This is a genomic window from Marinobacter sp. MBR-99, from assembly GCF_040547575.1.
GTDB lineage: Bacteria > Pseudomonadota > Gammaproteobacteria > Pseudomonadales > Oleiphilaceae > Marinobacter.
Map to the genome: position 1 here is coordinate 19710 of NZ_JBEPPY010000024.1, position 16065 is coordinate 35774.

Annotated in this window: 15 protein-coding genes; 11 read left to right on the forward strand and 4 right to left on the reverse strand. The window is 56.3% G+C overall.

The window, feature by feature from the left end; translation table 11 throughout:
- Positions 1-5 precede the first annotated feature (5 nt).
- Positions 6-671 carry a type II secretion system protein N gene (locus ABIE59_RS17395; RefSeq protein ID WP_354448860.1) on the reverse strand — a complete coding sequence of 222 codons (666 nt, stop codon included), beginning with the start codon at positions 669-671 and terminating at the stop codon, positions 6-8.
- A gap of 238 nt (positions 672-909) precedes the next feature.
- Between ABIE59_RS17395 and gspE the strand changes: the two genes are divergently transcribed.
- The 11 genes from gspE to gorA are packed head-to-tail and all read left to right on the forward strand — an operon-like array spanning position 910 to position 10769.
- Positions 910-2400 (forward strand): type II secretion system ATPase GspE, encoded by a 1491-nt coding sequence (gspE, locus tag ABIE59_RS17400; protein ID WP_502915390.1) that lies wholly within the window; start codon positions 910-912, stop codon positions 2398-2400.
- A 3-nt stretch (positions 2401-2403) separates the two neighbouring features.
- Positions 2404-3618, forward strand: coding sequence for a type II secretion system inner membrane protein GspF (gene gspF / locus ABIE59_RS17405; RefSeq protein WP_354448864.1), 1215 nt, complete (start codon positions 2404-2406; stop codon positions 3616-3618).
- A 60-nt stretch (positions 3619-3678) separates the two neighbouring features.
- Positions 3679-4131: a type II secretion system major pseudopilin GspG gene (gene gspG / locus ABIE59_RS17410; protein ID WP_354448937.1), complete on the forward strand. Its 453-nt coding sequence runs from the start codon at positions 3679-3681 to the stop codon at positions 4129-4131.
- A 6-nt stretch (positions 4132-4137) separates the two neighbouring features.
- A complete protein-coding gene (gspH, locus tag ABIE59_RS17415; protein WP_058091076.1) occupies positions 4138-4668 on the forward strand; it encodes a type II secretion system minor pseudopilin GspH in 531 nt (176 codons plus the stop codon).
- On the forward strand, positions 4662-5039 hold the full coding sequence (gene gspI, locus ABIE59_RS17420; protein ID WP_354448867.1) for a type II secretion system minor pseudopilin GspI: 378 nt from the start codon (positions 4662-4664) through the stop codon (positions 5037-5039). The genes gspH and gspI overlap by 7 nt, the downstream gene beginning before the upstream one ends.
- Positions 5039-5800 carry a type II secretion system minor pseudopilin GspJ gene (gene gspJ, locus ABIE59_RS17425; protein WP_354448869.1) on the forward strand — a complete coding sequence of 254 codons (762 nt, stop codon included), beginning with the start codon at positions 5039-5041 and terminating at the stop codon, positions 5798-5800. Before gspI ends, gspJ begins: the two co-directional genes overlap by 1 nt.
- Entirely contained in the window at positions 5797-6807 is a 1011-nt protein-coding gene (gene gspK, locus ABIE59_RS17430) for a type II secretion system minor pseudopilin GspK (protein WP_354448871.1), read from the forward strand. The genes gspJ and gspK overlap by 4 nt, the downstream gene beginning before the upstream one ends.
- A gap of 2 nt (positions 6808-6809) precedes the next feature.
- The gene (gene gspL, locus ABIE59_RS17435) at positions 6810-8117 is read left to right on the forward strand and encodes a type II secretion system protein GspL (RefSeq protein ID WP_354448873.1); all 1308 of its coding nucleotides are present in this window, start codon (positions 6810-6812) and stop codon (positions 8115-8117) included.
- A 4-nt stretch (positions 8118-8121) separates the two neighbouring features.
- Complete coding sequence (locus ABIE59_RS17440) at positions 8122-8655, forward strand: type II secretion system protein M (protein WP_354448875.1); 534 nt, start codon at positions 8122-8124, stop codon at positions 8653-8655.
- A 48-nt stretch (positions 8656-8703) separates the two neighbouring features.
- Positions 8704-9381, forward strand: a complete 678-nt coding sequence (locus tag ABIE59_RS17445) for a GNAT family N-acetyltransferase (RefSeq protein ID WP_354448877.1) — start codon at positions 8704-8706, stop codon at positions 9379-9381.
- Between the two features lie 26 nt (positions 9382-9407).
- Complete coding sequence (gorA, locus tag ABIE59_RS17450; protein ID WP_354448879.1) at positions 9408-10769, forward strand: glutathione-disulfide reductase; 1362 nt, start codon at positions 9408-9410, stop codon at positions 10767-10769.
- Between the two features lie 13 nt (positions 10770-10782).
- Here gorA and ABIE59_RS17455 read toward each other — a convergent pair whose 3' ends face one another.
- The 3 genes from ABIE59_RS17455 to ABIE59_RS17465 form a co-directional block, all read right to left on the reverse strand.
- Positions 10783-12714, reverse strand: coding sequence for a HAMP domain-containing hybrid sensor histidine kinase/response regulator (locus tag ABIE59_RS17455; protein ID WP_058091052.1), 1932 nt, complete (start codon positions 12712-12714; stop codon positions 10783-10785).
- Entirely contained in the window at positions 12711-13610 is a 900-nt protein-coding gene (locus ABIE59_RS17460) for an ABC transporter substrate-binding protein (protein ID WP_230714730.1), read from the reverse strand. Before ABIE59_RS17460 ends, ABIE59_RS17455 begins: the two co-directional genes overlap by 4 nt.
- Before the next feature lie 131 nt (positions 13611-13741).
- On the reverse strand, positions 13742-15961 hold the full coding sequence (locus tag ABIE59_RS17465) for a TonB-dependent receptor plug domain-containing protein (RefSeq protein WP_354448882.1): 2220 nt from the start codon (positions 15959-15961) through the stop codon (positions 13742-13744).
- Between the last annotated feature and the right edge of the window lie 104 nt (positions 15962-16065).

A 16065-nucleotide genomic window follows, 5' to 3' on the forward strand; every position in this document is an offset into this window, starting at 1 on the left:
AGGCCTCAGTTACTGTTCTGTAGCCGTTGGCGTAACTGCTCCAGTCGCTGTCTGATCTCCTCTCGCCGTTGTTGTTCGCCCGCTGGCGTGGCCGTGCCAGTGGATGATGCACGCTGTGCAGGTTGTGGTGTTCGCCTTTGCTCAATTTGCTGGTCGACCGATTCTGCATTGCTGCTTGCCAGAGAAACGCCTGAGCGGTCATCAAGCTCAGGGAAATAGAGGTTTTCCAGCTTTCCTGCGCGCTCGATAATAACCCGATTGGGAAAAACGGTACGCAGTTTGGCGTTGCCCGGGAGCTCGCTGCCCACAAGGTAGGCTTCGGTCTTGCCCTTGTCGTCTTCAATCAGCGCGCTGCCGGGAAACTCGCCGTCGGCTGCCAGCACGCCTCGAAGTGAGAGCCTGAGGTTGGTTTCCGGCAGATTTTCGGTATCCAGCTCAACCGCGCCACCGGTATCCGAGGCTGTGCCGAACAGGGTCAGGTTGGCCAACCGCACCTCAGGAACATTCTGCCTTTGTGTGTCGGCACCGTTACCCGCAGCCTGCACCAGGGGCAGGCTGCGCTGCGACTCGGTTTGCCAGAACTGGTAGGCCTGCCAGCCGGTCAGCCCCAACATGGCAACAACCGCCGTCAGGGCAAGCAGCGACGGTATCCTTTGATCAAGAGCAAGCATCGGGTTTCCTGAGTGAATGATCGTAGGCATAAAAAGCCCACAGGTTATCAGACTGCAATGAATTAGTGGCAGTATAGTGTATAGAGTTGTTCAGTGGTTCCCATTCCTGTGGTAGCCTTTTTTCAGTGCTCGTGTATGGCTAAAGAATTAAAGGATTTTTCGGGCGCCGGAAAGTCCAAGAAGAATAATGAACGATCTGACGGAAACAACGAGGAAGACCTTGACCACCGAAACTGAAATGCAGCCGCAGGATGCGCCGCTGGGCCGTCTCCCGTTCACCTTTGCCAAACGCAATGGTGTCATCCTTACCCGCAATGAAGACGGTGAAGCGGTTATCCTGGTGCGGCCGGGGGCTTCCCACTCGGCGCTTGCGGAGGCAAACCGGATCAGTGGTGGTCGTGCCCGGTTCACGACGATTGAAACCAATCGTTTCGACCAGGCCCTGAATGCGGCCTATCAGAATGACTCTGCTGAAGCCATGCAGATGGTAGAGGGTATTGGCGATGACATGGACCTGGCATCGCTGGCGGATTCCGTGCCGGAGACCGAAGATCTTCTGGAACAGGAAGACGACGCCCCTATCATTCGCCTGATCAACGCCATTCTCACTGAGGCGGTGAAGACCAACGCTTCGGACGTGCATATCGAAACCTATGAAAAGCAACTGGTGGTGCGCTTCCGCGTTGATGGTGTGCTGCGCGAGGTGGTTCAACCCAAAAGGGCGCTGGCACCGCTGCTGGTTTCCCGTATCAAGGTTATGGCAAAACTGGATATCGCTGAAAAGCGGGTACCCCAGGATGGCCGTATTGCGCTCCGGGTTGCTGGCCGGGAAGTGGATATCCGGGTGTCCACCATGCCGTCGTCCAGTGGCGAGCGGGTGGTGCTGCGTTTGCTGGATAAACAGGCGGGTACCATTCGGCTGGAATCCCTGGGCATGGCGGGAAATGACCTCAAGATCCTGCGCAAACTCATCTACCGCCCTTACGGGATTCTTCTGGTTACTGGCCCGACTGGTTCCGGTAAGTCGACAACCCTGTACGCGTCATTGCAGGAGATCAACGACCGAAGCCGCAATATTCTGACCGTCGAAGACCCCATCGAATACAACCTGCCTGGTATCGGCCAGACCCAGGTCAACACCAAGGTGGATATGACCTTCGCCCGGGGGCTTCGGGCTATCCTGCGCCAGGACCCGGATGTGGTCATGATTGGTGAAATCCGGGATCTGGAAACGGCGGAGATTGCCGTTCAGGCCAGTTTGACCGGTCACCTTGTGCTCTCAACCCTGCATACCAATACTGCAGTGGGTGCCATTACCCGCTTGATGGATATGGGCATTGAACCCTTCCTGATTTCCTCAAGCCTGGTGGGTATTGTTGCCCAGCGTCTGGTGCGGGTGCTGTGTACCCATTGTCGCGAACCCTATACGCCGACCGAAGAACACTGTGAGTTCCTGCAGCAGGACCCGGCCAATCCGCCCACCATCTATCGGGCCAAGGGCTGTGAACACTGTAACCAGCTGGGATACCGTGGGCGTATTGGTATCTATGAGGTGGTGGAAATTACCGAAGAAATCAGCACGCTGATTCACAAACGGGCAGGGGAGATGGACCTGGAGAAAGCCGCTCGCCTTCGTAGCCCGAGCATTCATGCGGACGGGGTCAAAAAAATCCTGGAAGGCACGACCACCGTGGAAGAAGTTCTGCGCGTTACCCACCGGAGCCAGTAATTCATGCCAGCCTACGTTTACAAAGCGCTGGACCAACGGGGAAAGCAAAAGCAGGGTGTTCTGGAGGCAGACGCTGCTCGTGCCGTGCGCCAGCAATTGCGGGAGAGAGGGTTAACCCCGCTGACCGTTGAACCGGCCGTTGACAAACAACAGGCTCGTTCCAACCCGTTCAGTAATCGAGGCTCCCTGAGTGCTGCGGACCTTGCCCTGGTAACCCGCCAACTGGCCACCCTGATTCAGTCAGGCATTCCCATCGAACAGGCACTCAGTGCAGCCGCGCAGCAGTCCACCAAGCCCCGCATCCGTAGCATGTTGATTGCCATTCGGGCCAAAGTGATGGAAGGCTACACGCTGGCGGACAGTTTTGGTGAGTTTCCAAGGGCGTTTCCCCGGCTTTATCGCTCCACCGTTGCTGCCGGTGAACACGCCGGGCACCTGGACCTGGTACTGAACCGGCTGGCGGACTACACCGAAAACCGCCAGGAAGCCCGGCAAAAAATCCAGTTGGCCGCGATCTACCCGATCATTCTCAGTGTGGTTGCAATCGCCATTGTCGTTTTCCTGCTGACCTACGTGGTGCCGGATATCATCGAGGTGTTTGTCCGGCAAGGGCAGGACTTGCCCGGGCTGACCATGGCCATGTTATCGGTGTCGGAATTTCTCGGCACTTATGGTGTCTATCTCTTTATCCTGTTGATGTTGGCGCTGGTTGGTTTCCGCGTTGCCCTGAACAAACCCGGGTTCCGGATGAAATTCCACAAGCAGTTGTTACATCTTCCGTTGTTCTCGGGCATGGTTCGGGGTGTGAACACCGCGCGCTATGCAAGCACCCTGAGCATCCTGACCACCAGTGGTGTGCCACTGGTGGAGGCCATGAAAATCGCCGGTGAGGTACTGTCTAACGACTACCTTCGAAAAGAACTGAAAGATGCAGCACGTAAAGTCAGCGAGGGCGGCTCGTTGCATCGGTCGCTGGATCAGACTGGCTACTTTCCGCCAATGATGTTGCACATGATTGCCAGTGGCGAGGCCAGTGGTGAGCTGGACGGCATGTTGGAGCGCACTGCCCGGATGCAGGAAAACACCCTGCAGTCGAAGATTGCAGCCATTGTCGGCCTGTTTGAGCCGTTGATGCTGCTGGTGATGGGCGTCGTGGTGCTGATCATCGTACTGGCGATCATGCTGCCCATTTTGAACATGAGCAATCTCGTGGGCTAACGCCTGCCATGAAAACGGATTAACCCAAGACACAGGTCAATGATGAGTAGAACAATGAGTATGAAACAGAACCCGAACCCGAACCCGGCCCGTAACAAAGGCTTCACGCTGATTGAAATCATGGTGGTGATGGTCATTCTTGGCTTGTTGGTAGCGATTGTGGCGCCCAACATTATGGGCCGTAGCGACCAGGCGAAGGTGACGGTAGCCGAAACCCAGCTCAGCAATATCGCTAACGCCCTGGATCTCTACCGCCTGGATAACAGTCATTACCCGTCTACACAGCAAGGTCTGGAAGCGTTGGTGCGCCGGCCCAGCGGATCGCCGGAACCCCGTAACTGGAACGCAGACGGCTACCTGAAAAGCGTCCCGGAAGACCCCTGGGGTAACGATTACCAGTACGTGAGCCCCGGAACGGAGGGTCCCTACGATCTGTACTCCTTCGGCTCTGACGGCCAGGAGGGTGGCGAGGGTGATGCTGCCGATATCAGTGTCTGGAATACCGGGAACTGATCGATTGTGAAACGCAGGGCGAACCAAATCGGTTTTACGCTGATTGAAATTCTGGTTGTCCTGATTATTGTCGGGCTTCTGGCCGCGTTGGCGGTGTTCAACATGGCCGGAAGTTCCCAGAAGCGAGAGTTGGAGAATACCGTTCAGGATCTGTTCCTGCTGATGCAAACCGCATCGGAACAGGCGATCCTGAACAATCTGGAGCTTGGGCTGTTAATTGAGGACGACAACTACCGATTCGTGTCGTATCAGGATGACACCGGTGAATGGAAGTTGTCCGGGGAGCGGCTGTTCCGTGCCAGGCCCTTGCCTGAATGGCTAACCCTCACTGATTACATTGAGAACGACGCGCCCCGCCTTACCTCGGCAGAAGATCGTCTGCGCCCGGATGTGGTGTTTTTCTCCAGTGGCGAAACCACACCCTTTATTATTGAGTTCACCATCGGCAACAACACCGACGACATGCACGTAATCGAATCTGACGGTGTATCCCCGCTTCAGTGGCGAAAGCCGGGCAGTGAGGATGAGGCATGGTAAACACAGTCAGAGGTTTCACGCTGCTTGAAGTGCTGGTTGCCTTGCTGGTGTTCGGGTTGATCGCCACCGCCGCAGCGGAGGTGGGTAGCCAGTACATCGCAAGCTACGAACGGGTTCGCGATAAAACCCTGGCCGGCTGGGTGGCCGATAACCGGATTAATGAACTCCGTTTGCAAGAGGCGTTGCCGGGCATTTCAGAAAACTCCGATGATCAGGATTTCGGTCAGTACCGGTGGCGGGTCACCACGGTTGTTCAAGGTACCGCCGAGCCGAGCATGCGTCGAGTGGAAGTAACCGTTGCCCGCTACACTGACAGTGGGGGCGACCCGGTTCCGGTGCATACCCTGTCAGCATTTCTTGGGGAGAAGTGATGCACTCCCGTTCAGGCTATTCAGGTCTTCACACCAGTTCCGGTTTTACCTTGATGGAAGTGTTGATTGCGGTGACCATCACCGCTGTTATCGGCCTCGGCGTATGGCAGGTGATCAATGGCGTGGTGACTGCGCGGGACCGGGTAAATGAGGTGTCTGGCGAGTTCGAAAACCTCCAGAAAACCATGTTACTGCTGGAGAGGGACCTGAACCAATTGGTTAACCGGCCGATTCGGGATGTCTACGGCGACTTCCGGCCCGCACTCAGCAGTCGTGAGGACGCTTTTGAACTGGTATTAACCCGCCAGGGTTGGCGCAACCCCCTTGGCCTGAGGCGCAGTGGGCTGCAACGGGTTGCCTGGGAATACACCGGGACCGAGCTCCGGCGCCGCTACTGGCCGACGGTTGACCAGGGGCAGGAAGATAACAGCCAGGATCTGCTGTTACTGGACAACGTGGTGTCGCTCGAAATTCGCTTTCTGAACAGTCAACTCAACTGGCAGGACGACTGGCCGTCAGATCAGGACCTCGCCAGCCTGTCGCCCGGTGCAAGGCCAGTCCTGCCCATGCCGAGGGGCATTGAAATTACTCTGGAGCATGAACTATTCGGAGAACTGGTCAGAACCTTTGCCCTGGCTGACTTTGACCTTGCCCAGGCACAGGCCGTGGTTAACCAGCAGCAGGAGGCAACGGGCAACTCGGATACCGATGAAGAAGAATCTCAAGAAGTTCAGGATACCCAGCAAGGTGCCGGCACATGACACGGCAACCGGTCAAGAGTAAGCCGTCGGGACAGCAGGGCGTAGCGCTGATCATGGTACTGCTGGCCATGGCTCTGGTGGTGATGCTGGCCACGGGCATGAGCAGGCAACAAAGTGTTCAGGTGTTCAAGGCCGGGCATTACCTGGCGCAGCAGCAGGGGCACAGCATTGCACTGGGCGCCGAAGAGTTCGCCCGCCGGATTCTGGTACGCGATTTTGAGCAGGACCGGGAGGACGGCGTGATGGTGGACAGCCCCGATGAATTCTGGGCTCAATATGCTGCCATCCTGCCACTGGACGACAACGGCGTGGCGGAGGTTCAGATAGATGACCTTTCAGGGCGCATCAATCTCAATGATCTGGTTACCCCAAACGGCCAGGTAGACCCTTTGACCCGCGACAGACTGGTGCGGCTGTTCCGGGCTCTCGGCATTACCGCTGTTTCAGTCGACGCACTGATTGACTGGATTGATGCAGATGACCAGACCATCAGTGCCTATGGCGCCGAAGATGGCCAGTACCTGATAGCGGAGCCGGCGTATCGGGCGGCCAATCAGCCGTTTGTGTCAATCACCGAATTACGCCTGATCGATGGGATGACCGAGGAAATCTATGTGGCGCTCCGGCCTCATGTCAGTACGCTGCCGGTCAGTGGTATCGGGATCAATGTGAATACCGCCACTGGCGCGGTGTTGATGTCGTTGCACGATGACATGACGGAAGCTCAGGCAGAGTCAGTTCTGGCCAAGAGAGAAGAAGAGCGGTTTGAGAATTTACAGGATTTCCTCGCTTTGCCCGAGTTTTCCGGCATGGGGCTGAAAACCACCGGGTTGACCTTGCAAACCCGTTTTTTTGAAGTTGTTTCACGGATTACCTACGATAATCGTGTCGTTAATATGGTCAGCACGGTATTCAGGAGTCCGGAGGGTGAAGTCCGGACGGTTCACAGGGATTCCGGGCAGAAGAATCGCATCACCAAAGAGCCTTATACATTCTCAGAAGGATAGCCATGTCTTACCGCCTTTTTGTTCGGCCGGTCCCGCCCTTCGCAGACCTGGACCAGAACCCGGAATCACAGCTGTTCAGCTGGCTTTTACAGGATGCCAGTGGCGATACCCAGGCCAGTGGTGCGGCAGATACCCGGGATGCGATTGAGCAGACACTCGGCCAGAATGCATTGGAAAAAGTGCTGCTGATCGGCCTTATTCCGGGTGACGAAGCCCTGTTTTGCCTGGCTGACATTCCCGCCAAGCAGAGCCGGTTCGTACACCAGGCGTTGCCATACGCGGTGGAAGAACAGATTGCCCAGGATATCGAGAGCGTCCACCTGGCGCTTGGCCGTCATACCTCGGATGGATACCATGTTGCGGCAATAGATCAATCCCAAATGGGGCAGTGGTTAGAGCTGTTTACAGGCTGGGAGCACGTGCGCCTGGATGCCATTTACCCGGACGCCTCCCTGTTGCCGACAACCGATAACGGCTGGACCGCCTGCCTCGACGGCGAGTGGGCCATGCTGGTAAGTCATCGAGGCGAGTGGCTGCGACTGCAGACCGCCAACCTGGGCATGTTGGGGGTTACCCTCGCAGCGCCAGCCACTGAAGAGGTGGTCGCGGAGATACCGGTCACGGTTTATGGAACCGAGCCCGAGCTGGAACTCTGGCAGCCGGCATTGTTGGAACTGAGCGGTGCCGATGGCCGGGTACATCTGGCGCAGAAGCCCCTGGAATTTACGGCGCTGGAGCTGCTGGCGTGGTCTTACCATCATCATATGTGTCACCCGATCAATCTCTTCCAGGGCGCCTTCTCCGTTAAAACGAGCGGCAGCAGCCCGTTGAAGCCCTGGAAGCCACTGATTGCGGTTGCGTCCGTCTGGTTTGTGATTCAGCTGGGGCTTGAGATTGGTATGGGTGTGTATCACAACCAGGAGGCCGAGGAGCTGCAAAGCCAGGCCATGGCCATCTACCGTGACGCTTTTCCGGCTGACCGCCGTACCCACGCGGGCAATGTGCGCCGGGTGATTGAGGGCCAGTTGAGGGTGGCAGGCGCTGGCCGGGAAGAAATGGATTTCATCACGCTGATGAAATACACCGGAGATCAGTACAGCCGGGTTGCGAATGCCCAGGCGGTTACCTTTAATTCCATTAACTACAGCCGGAACAGGGGAGAGCTGGTGGTAGACGTCCGGGCCGACAGTTATGAACGGATGAGTAATCTGAGAAATGGCCTGGCCAATCAGGGATTGCGTGCGCAGATTGGGTCTGTGGTTAATGAAAGCTCCGGCTCCCGTGGCCGGTTGACGGTTTCGGGAGGCTAACGCCATGTGGGCACGAATCAAAGACCAGCCGGCGGTCGGTAAGCTTATCGCGAGATACGATCAACTGCCGGTGCGGGATAGACAGGCGCTGGTGGTGCTGGGCATTGCCTTGCTGTTGGCCATTCTCTATTTTGGCATCTGGCGGCCTGTGGCTGATTTCAGCAACCAGGCGGAAGCCAGTCGTGAAAATGCCGAGCAACTTCTGGCCTGGATGCAGGCAAACCAGGCAACCATTCGTCGCCTTGGTGGTGCGGGTTCCGGTTCGTCGGCCGGGGCCGCCGTTGACAAGCCTGAAGACGGTCGGGCACTGATGGCCCTGGTTACCCGCTCCGCAGGTGAAGCGGGGCTTTCGCTACAGCGATTTGAGCCAAGCGGCGAGTCTGCCATTCGGGTATGGCTTGAAGCCGCACCGTTTGCCGAGGTAGCGGCCTGGCTGGAGCAACTTGATGCCCGGCATGGGGTGATTGTGGATCAGGCTGCCATGGACAGGGGAAATGAGCCGGGGCGGGTATCCGTGCGGCTGACACTGACGATTTGAAAGGGGCACGCCCCAAGCTGACCGGTCATTCCGGAGGAGCGCGAGTAAATGCGTGATAAGCAGGAAAACAATAATAATTCTGATGCTGTCGTGGTTCGTCTTGATGAGACTGCCCGCAACGAGGCCCAGTCGATTCTTTGCCATGCGTACCGGGAAGATCCAACGTTCCAATACCTGTTTGATCATCGCCGGGCGGGTTACGACCAGCGAGTAAGAGCGACAGTCAGGGAACTGATTGACCTGTACCTTGAGCTCAATCAGGATGCCGTTGGTGTGATGAAAGGGGATACCCTGATTGCCGTGGCCTTCATCGGCGACCCGGAACTCCGGATGAACCTCGCCGAGCAGCTTACATGGCGAATTCGCATGGTGTTGACCGCGGGGTTTGCCTCGACTCGCCGATACCTGGATTACCATCAGAAAATCCGCGACCTGTTGCCGCACCCACAGGCTCATCAGTTGCCTTTGATGGGGGTCAACCCAAAATACCAGAATCAGGGGTATGGTCGGGTTTTGCTCAAAGCGGTCGAGAAGCTTTGTGAGGAAAATCCCCGGGGCAAGGGGCTGGTACTGGATACCGGTAACAGCCGATACCTGCCGTTTTACGAATCCGAGGGCTTCCGCAGCCTGGGCAAGATACGCCTGGGTGATTTTGAAGATCATGTCCTGTTCCGGGAAATTGGGTCTGAAGCTAATGACGCCCGGAACGAGGCAACGCCGCATTAACACAGTATTTGTCATCAGGAGTGAATGTGTCCGACAGCCATGATTTTGATTTGATCGTAATTGGTGCCGGTTCCGGTGGTGTCCGCCTGGCGAGAATGTCAGCTCAGCGGGGCGCGAAGGTTGCGGTGGTTGAGTCCCGGTACCTGGGCGGCACCTGTGTCAACGTTGGCTGTGTTCCGAAAAAACTGTTTGTGTACGGCGCCCATGTTCATGACGAACTGGAAGATGCAGCAGGCTATGGCTGGCGAGTTCCGCTCGATCAGGTCAGCTTCGACTGGCCCACTCTGGTGGCAAACAAAAACGCTGAGATTGAGCGCCTGAATGGCATCTATGGTCGCCTGCTCGAGAATGCCGGAGTTGAGATCATCAATGGCACGGCAACCATCAGCGATGCCAATACCGTTACGGTAGGCGAGCGGAGCTATAGCGCAAAACACATCACAGTCGCGACGGGAAGCTGGCCGGTAGTGCCGGATGTTCCCGGTAAAGAATGCATCCTTACCTCCAATGAAATGTTCTACCTTCCGCAATTACCCCGTCATGCGGTGGTTTGGGGTGGCGGGTATATCGCGGTAGAGTTCGCCGGCATACTGGCCGGGCTTGGTGTGGAAACCACCTTGTTGTACCGGGGTGATTTGTTCCTGCGGGGCTTTGATAACGATGTGCGCCGGTTCACCGAGCAGGAGATGCGCAAAAAGGGCGTCGACTTGCGTTTCAACGCCACCATCGAATCCATTGAGACTCAAGGCGCCCACTATCAGGTCATGTTGTCTGACGGAGAACGCCTGGAGACCGGTCTTGTCATGGCAGCAACCGGACGGAGAGCCCTGGTTGACGGCCTTGGCCTGACGGAGCTGGGTATTGAACTCAACGCTTCGGGCCACATCGTTGTGGACGACCATTTCCAGACCTCGGTACCCTCAATCACCGCGCTGGGCGATGTTATCGGCACACCGCAGCTCACTCCAGTGGCACTGGCCCAGGCCATGGTGCTGTCGCGTCGGCTGTTTGGTGACGGTCAGGGCGATATGGATTACAGCGCTATTCCGACCGCTGTGTTTTGCCAGCCGAATATCGGTACCGTTGGTCTGACTGAGGAAGAGGCCAGGGAATCGGGTCACAGGCTGCGCATTTACCGTTCAGAGTTCCGGCCGATGAAGTACACATTGAGCGGACGGGACGAGAGATGCCTGATGAAACTGGTGGTGGACGATGAGACCGACAAGGTGCTCGGCGCTCATATGGTCGGGCCAGACGCCGGCGAGATTATTCAGGGGCTGGCCGTTGCCATCAAGGCCGGCGCCACTAAGGCGCAGTTTGACTCAACCATGGGTATTCATCCGACCTCAGCGGAAGAATTTGTCACCATGCGTGAACCGGTAGCGTAAGCTTTCCGGTTCTTTACAATCGAATCCAGCGGCTTAGTACTTCCCTGAGGGTCTCGCGGCGTACCGGTTTGGGTATGTAATCATTCATGCCGCTGGCCCGGCAGGTGGCCTCGGTTTCTGTTGAGACATCAGCCGTCAGGGCGATGATCGGCGTACCGCATTGCCCATTCCCCTGTTCCCATTCGCGAATCATTCGGGTTGCCTGATAGCCGTCCATCACTGGCATCTGGCAATCCATCAGGATGACATCGTAGCCTTCGTGTTTGTTTTTTACTTTGTCGACCGCCTCCTGGCCGTTATTCGCGGTATCGGTTTCAAAACCGAGCTTGTTCAGTAGCGTGGTGGAGACCTTCTGGTTTACCTCATTATCCTCGACCACCAGGGCCCAGGACTTTCGTCCCAACTGCTCCCGCGGGATATCCGGGAGCTCCGTTTGAACCTGGGCCGGGGCATCCGACAGCTCAAATGGCAGTTCAAAGCGGAACGATGATCCCTCGCCGAGGTCCGATTCCACCTGAATATGCCCACCCATCAGCTCCACCAACCGCTGAATCAGGGAGAGCCCAAGTCCTGCGCCGTCATGGGCGCGGGTGTTGCCTGAGTCAACTTGTTCGAATGTGTGGAAAATATTGTGAAGGCGGTCACTGGGAATACCCGCTCCGGAATCACTGACGGAACAGCCGAACAGTACGCAACCGCTTTCAAGCGACAGCCAACTTGCGCGAACACTGACAAAACCGTTCGTGGTATATTTAATCGAATTATCCAGTAGCCCTGCCAGAATCTGTCGGACTCGAGGTGCGTCGCCAACCACCACCGGTTTGTCTGGCCAGTCCCCCAGAAAATTGATGTCCAGTGCCAGGCCTTGCTGCTCTGCTGCATGGCGATAGGAAGCCGCACAGTTGGCCAGAATGGACCTTAGATCAAACTCCTGGTGTTCCAGCTCCAGAGTGCCGCTGTCCATACGGGCATAATCGAGAATATCGGAGATGACGGTAAGCAGGTCCTCTGTTGCCTGCCGGGCAGTGCCAAGGTAATCCCGCTGTCGCTTGGTTAACGGTTCCTCCTGGATCAACTCAACCATTCCCAGTACCCCATTGAGCGGAGTTCTGAGCTCGTGGCTCATGGTTGCAAGGAATTCAGATTTGGCATGGCTTGCCAGTTCGGCCTTTTCCCGGGCCTCTTCCGACACCGCCAGGGTCTGGTCGCGGGTGGTTCTGAGCTTCTCCAGATGGTGCCCCAGCTCGTTCAGTTGTTTCTGTATGGCGACGATCTCTTTGGAGTTTCCCTTGGTGGTCACGGGCTGGGCGTCATAATCACCGGTAATCAGTTGATCAACCCGGCTTGCCACCCTGCGAATGGGCTGCAGGATATTATTGAGGAAATGGTTAACCAGAACGATGGTGAACAGCAGCATGGCGACACCAACTGCGCTAGATGACCACAGAATACTCTGCTGGCGATCAGCCAGCACGCGCGGTTCAACACCGACTTCAACTGCACCAACCCGCAAGGAACCAGAACTGAACCCATAGCCGGGGTTAAACCAGTCAGTGCCTGCTCCAAGTTCCAGGGGTTCCTGAAGGATTTCCGCAGAGTAAATATCGAAGTTGTGGTGTCGCTGTGAGGAGCTGTCAAGACTATTGCTGACAAAGCCGAGCTCTTTTCCGATCACATCGGTTACGCGTATCCACTCGGCTTTGCTACGCCGTAGCGACTGATTCAGTGTCTGCTCCAGGGCTGCAATATTGCCGGAAACCACCGCGTACTCGAGTGCCGGGGCCAGGCTGTCCGCCAGCATCTGGCTGCTTTCAGCCAGGTCGGTACGCGCGTCCTCCAGCCGGGCCGAGGTAAAAAATGCCATTAACGCAACAAACATGACAACGGCTGGCAAGGCCCCAAGCAACAGAAGTTTTCTGGACAGGGATGCATTCTGCCTGTTCATTCCAAATCCTCCTGGCTGGATAGCATCAGGTCGTCCAGATACTGCGATATCCATTCACGGCTCGGGAGCGGAATGTTGAGTGATCGGGCCACTTGCTCGTTGACCTCAACACGAAACTCGTTCGGATACGCGGGTTCAGGAAGAATCCCGGTTTCAAAGTATGCCTGGAGCAATTCGCCAGCCTTGGCAGCCATCGCAGGAAATGGGGCATAGCCGGAGGCCAGTACGCCCGCCTTGACATAAGCCTGGCTGGGACCAATGACAATCCGGTTACGCCGATAGGCTGTCAGCAGGATGTGCTTGATATTTCTGGGGTTGTAGATGGCGTCGTCAGAGCCGGCGAGCAGAAAATCACCGTAGTTCAGGGCCCTGATAAGGGTAGGAATCAACTGGTCGTCGCTATCCGTGACGAATACGCGTGCTTCGAGACTGTACTCCGCCAGCTGGTCAATCAAATCTTCATAGATCTCGACAGACTCCGTGGAAGCCAGCAATGCAATGCGATTGGACTGAGGCAGTATCGCCTTACCGGCCAGTGCCTGCCGCAATAACGGAACGTCATAGAAGACGGCAGACACCTGTCCCGGAGTGCGGTTAACGTACCCTTGGATAAACTTGCGCTCTACCAGCAACGCCAGTATCGGTGTGTTCCTGTTGATCTGACGAATACGGGTAAATGCGGCTGGGCCAATGGTGATGACGGGGCTGCCTGATGTACGCAGGCTTTGATCATCATGGATGAACACCAGTTCTGCCGTATCTCCGATCTGTTCACGTAGTAGGCGGGTAACATGTTGGTCCAAAGATGTGTTGCCTGAGCCTGCAATGTAGATAGTCGGCAGTGTTGGCTCACCGTTCTGACCGGAGACAAAAGGGGACCATGGCAGCAGAAGCATCAGCGCCACCACCATCGCGGCTCGGCTGATCCCTTGCAGGACTCGTGGCAGTTTAGTGTCAGAAAATCTGGATGAGATCATACCGTCCCGATTGGTGTGCTATCCCGTTGGTCAATCCTTTCAGCATAGTGTCAGAACCGGACTCCTGCCTCCACAAAGAACTGGTTGTGGTCTTCGATGTTGTTATCGGAGCTCAGTTCTGCTTCCCGGTTCAGATAGTGTTGCATGGTAAAGGCCACTTCAGCGGTATACCGCGGCTGATAGAAGCGCTTGGCAACTCTCGCATCAATGCGCTCGAATTGACTACGCCCAAATTCGTCTGCCCAGTAGAAGGCGGATGAGGCCTTGAGCCCCCACGGCAGGTCCTGAATCAGTGCCAGACTGCCGGAATGTCGCACAGAAAGCCGGGTCAGCAGACTGACCGCCTGGTCCTGTTTTCCAGTATCCAGATCACCGTCCTGGTTGATGATTGGCTGACCGGTGTACCAGGTATCCTGATCCAGGTAGCCGTAGCTGGCACGGAAGGTTGTGCCGGGGTATTCAATCATTGCTTCCACTTCAAAGCCTTGCTGATCCACGGCAACGTTGTTGTCGATGCTCCAGTCCTTGAGCTGAATAACACCGCTGATCATGTCCCGCATTTCATCCTTGAAGCCCCGCACTTCCAGAGACAGCATGGCCCGCTCTAGCGGGAACTGGCCGAAGTAGCTGACTTCCCGGGAAATGATTCGTTCTTCCCTCAGGTCTTTGCCGAGCGTAAGCCACCCCAGGTCTTCGTACGCATCCGCAGTTGTTACCCTGCGGCCCTCAAGATCGGAATAAATCGCAGGGCGGACATTGCGAAGGGTGTATCCCCAGTCCGGATTCTGCTCGAAACCGTCCGGGGTTCTGACCGCCTGGGAATAGACAAAGCGGAGGGCGTGCCGGCTATTGAGCGTGAAATTCGCAGCCAACCGGGGCGAGAAGTAGTGATCGTCTGTTGTGCTTGTGCGCTCCCAGTTACCGCCTGCGTTAAGTGTCAGCCAGTTTATCGGCGTATATTCCACGTTGCCGAAGAAGCGGGACTGGTAATTGTTACCCCGGCCGTTGAAATAGGTTTCAGAGCGGAAGGTATCTTTCCGGAATCCCGCGCCAGAGACGATTCTCAGGTCGTCGCTGAGCAGAATGGTATCCTGAAACTCCAGTTCCAGGCGGGTATCCTCTGAATCCGTGTCTACCTGGGCAATGGCGGGTGCGCCACCTCCGTCCACAAAACAGAGCCGTTCTCGACTGCCATCCGGGAAATAGGTGTACTGATACAGCGGTGTGTTGTCTCTGAGGCACTGAACGGTACTATCCGGGAAACCAACAACGTACTGTTGGCGTCGGTCAAAGTTCTGGACACTGGCCATTACGTGGAAAAAATGGCGCTCGGAAGCAATCACGTTCAGTTTGGATTGCAGGTAGTAGTCCCGCACATCAATATCCGGATTCTCGAACGGGTTCAGCTCGCCGCTTTTGTCCTTGTCCTGGTAATTCATGCCATCTACAACACCGCCCCGCAGCTCAACATCGGTGCGGTCGTTGATCTTGACGCGGGAATCATAGGTAAAGGAGTTGATGTCGTGGCCGTCATGGAATGGAAAGCGCTCGCCGCCGTCTACCTGGTAGTCGAAGCCATCGAACTTGCGCTTTTCATAGGTTAATCGCCAATCCATATCCGGGTCGGCGTTGCCCACGGAACCAAAGGTACGTAGGTGCCCCCGAGAGCCCCGAACCACTCGTGCTTCCACTCCGGCGGTATCGGCCGGGTCCCGGGTGATGATGTTGATGGTGCCCAGGAAGGCATTGATACCATAGGCGGCTGAGTTGGGCCCCCGAGCGACTTCAATGCGTTCAATCATGTCCAGTGGTACTGGCATGGTTTCCCAATCCATATCGGAAAGGGTGGCCTTGTGGGCAGTACGACCATCTACCAGCACCTGCATTCGGCGTTGTTCATAATGCACGGTGCCATGGTAAGTGGTAACCGGTTGGTGGCTACCAACGAAATTGACCACCATGCCCGGAACCAGGCGGAAAACCTCGTACAGGTTCTGGATGCCAAGGTCCCGAATCATATCGCCGGTGATCACGGTTGTACTTCCGGGAACCCGGGTTTTGGGCTGGCGCAGCCGGGTGGTGGTTAGCACCTCCGGAATGTCATCGCCGAAAGCCACCAAGCCATTGCTGAACGCCGGAAAACCGGTATCCGCGCCGGCATTGCCGGTCGAGAGGGCTAAAATGGCTGAGGCAAGCAGGGAATGGCCGAGGGTTCTGCGCATGCGGAGTCGGTTAGCGCGATTTTCTGACAGGTAATTCGTAATGCGCATGGGTGTCGTTCTATAATTTGCCGAGCGGACTGATTTATTGTGATTCTCCGTGAATCCTAGGGGAGAACGATTGATTTGTCTCTATAAAGATTACAGATTTTACA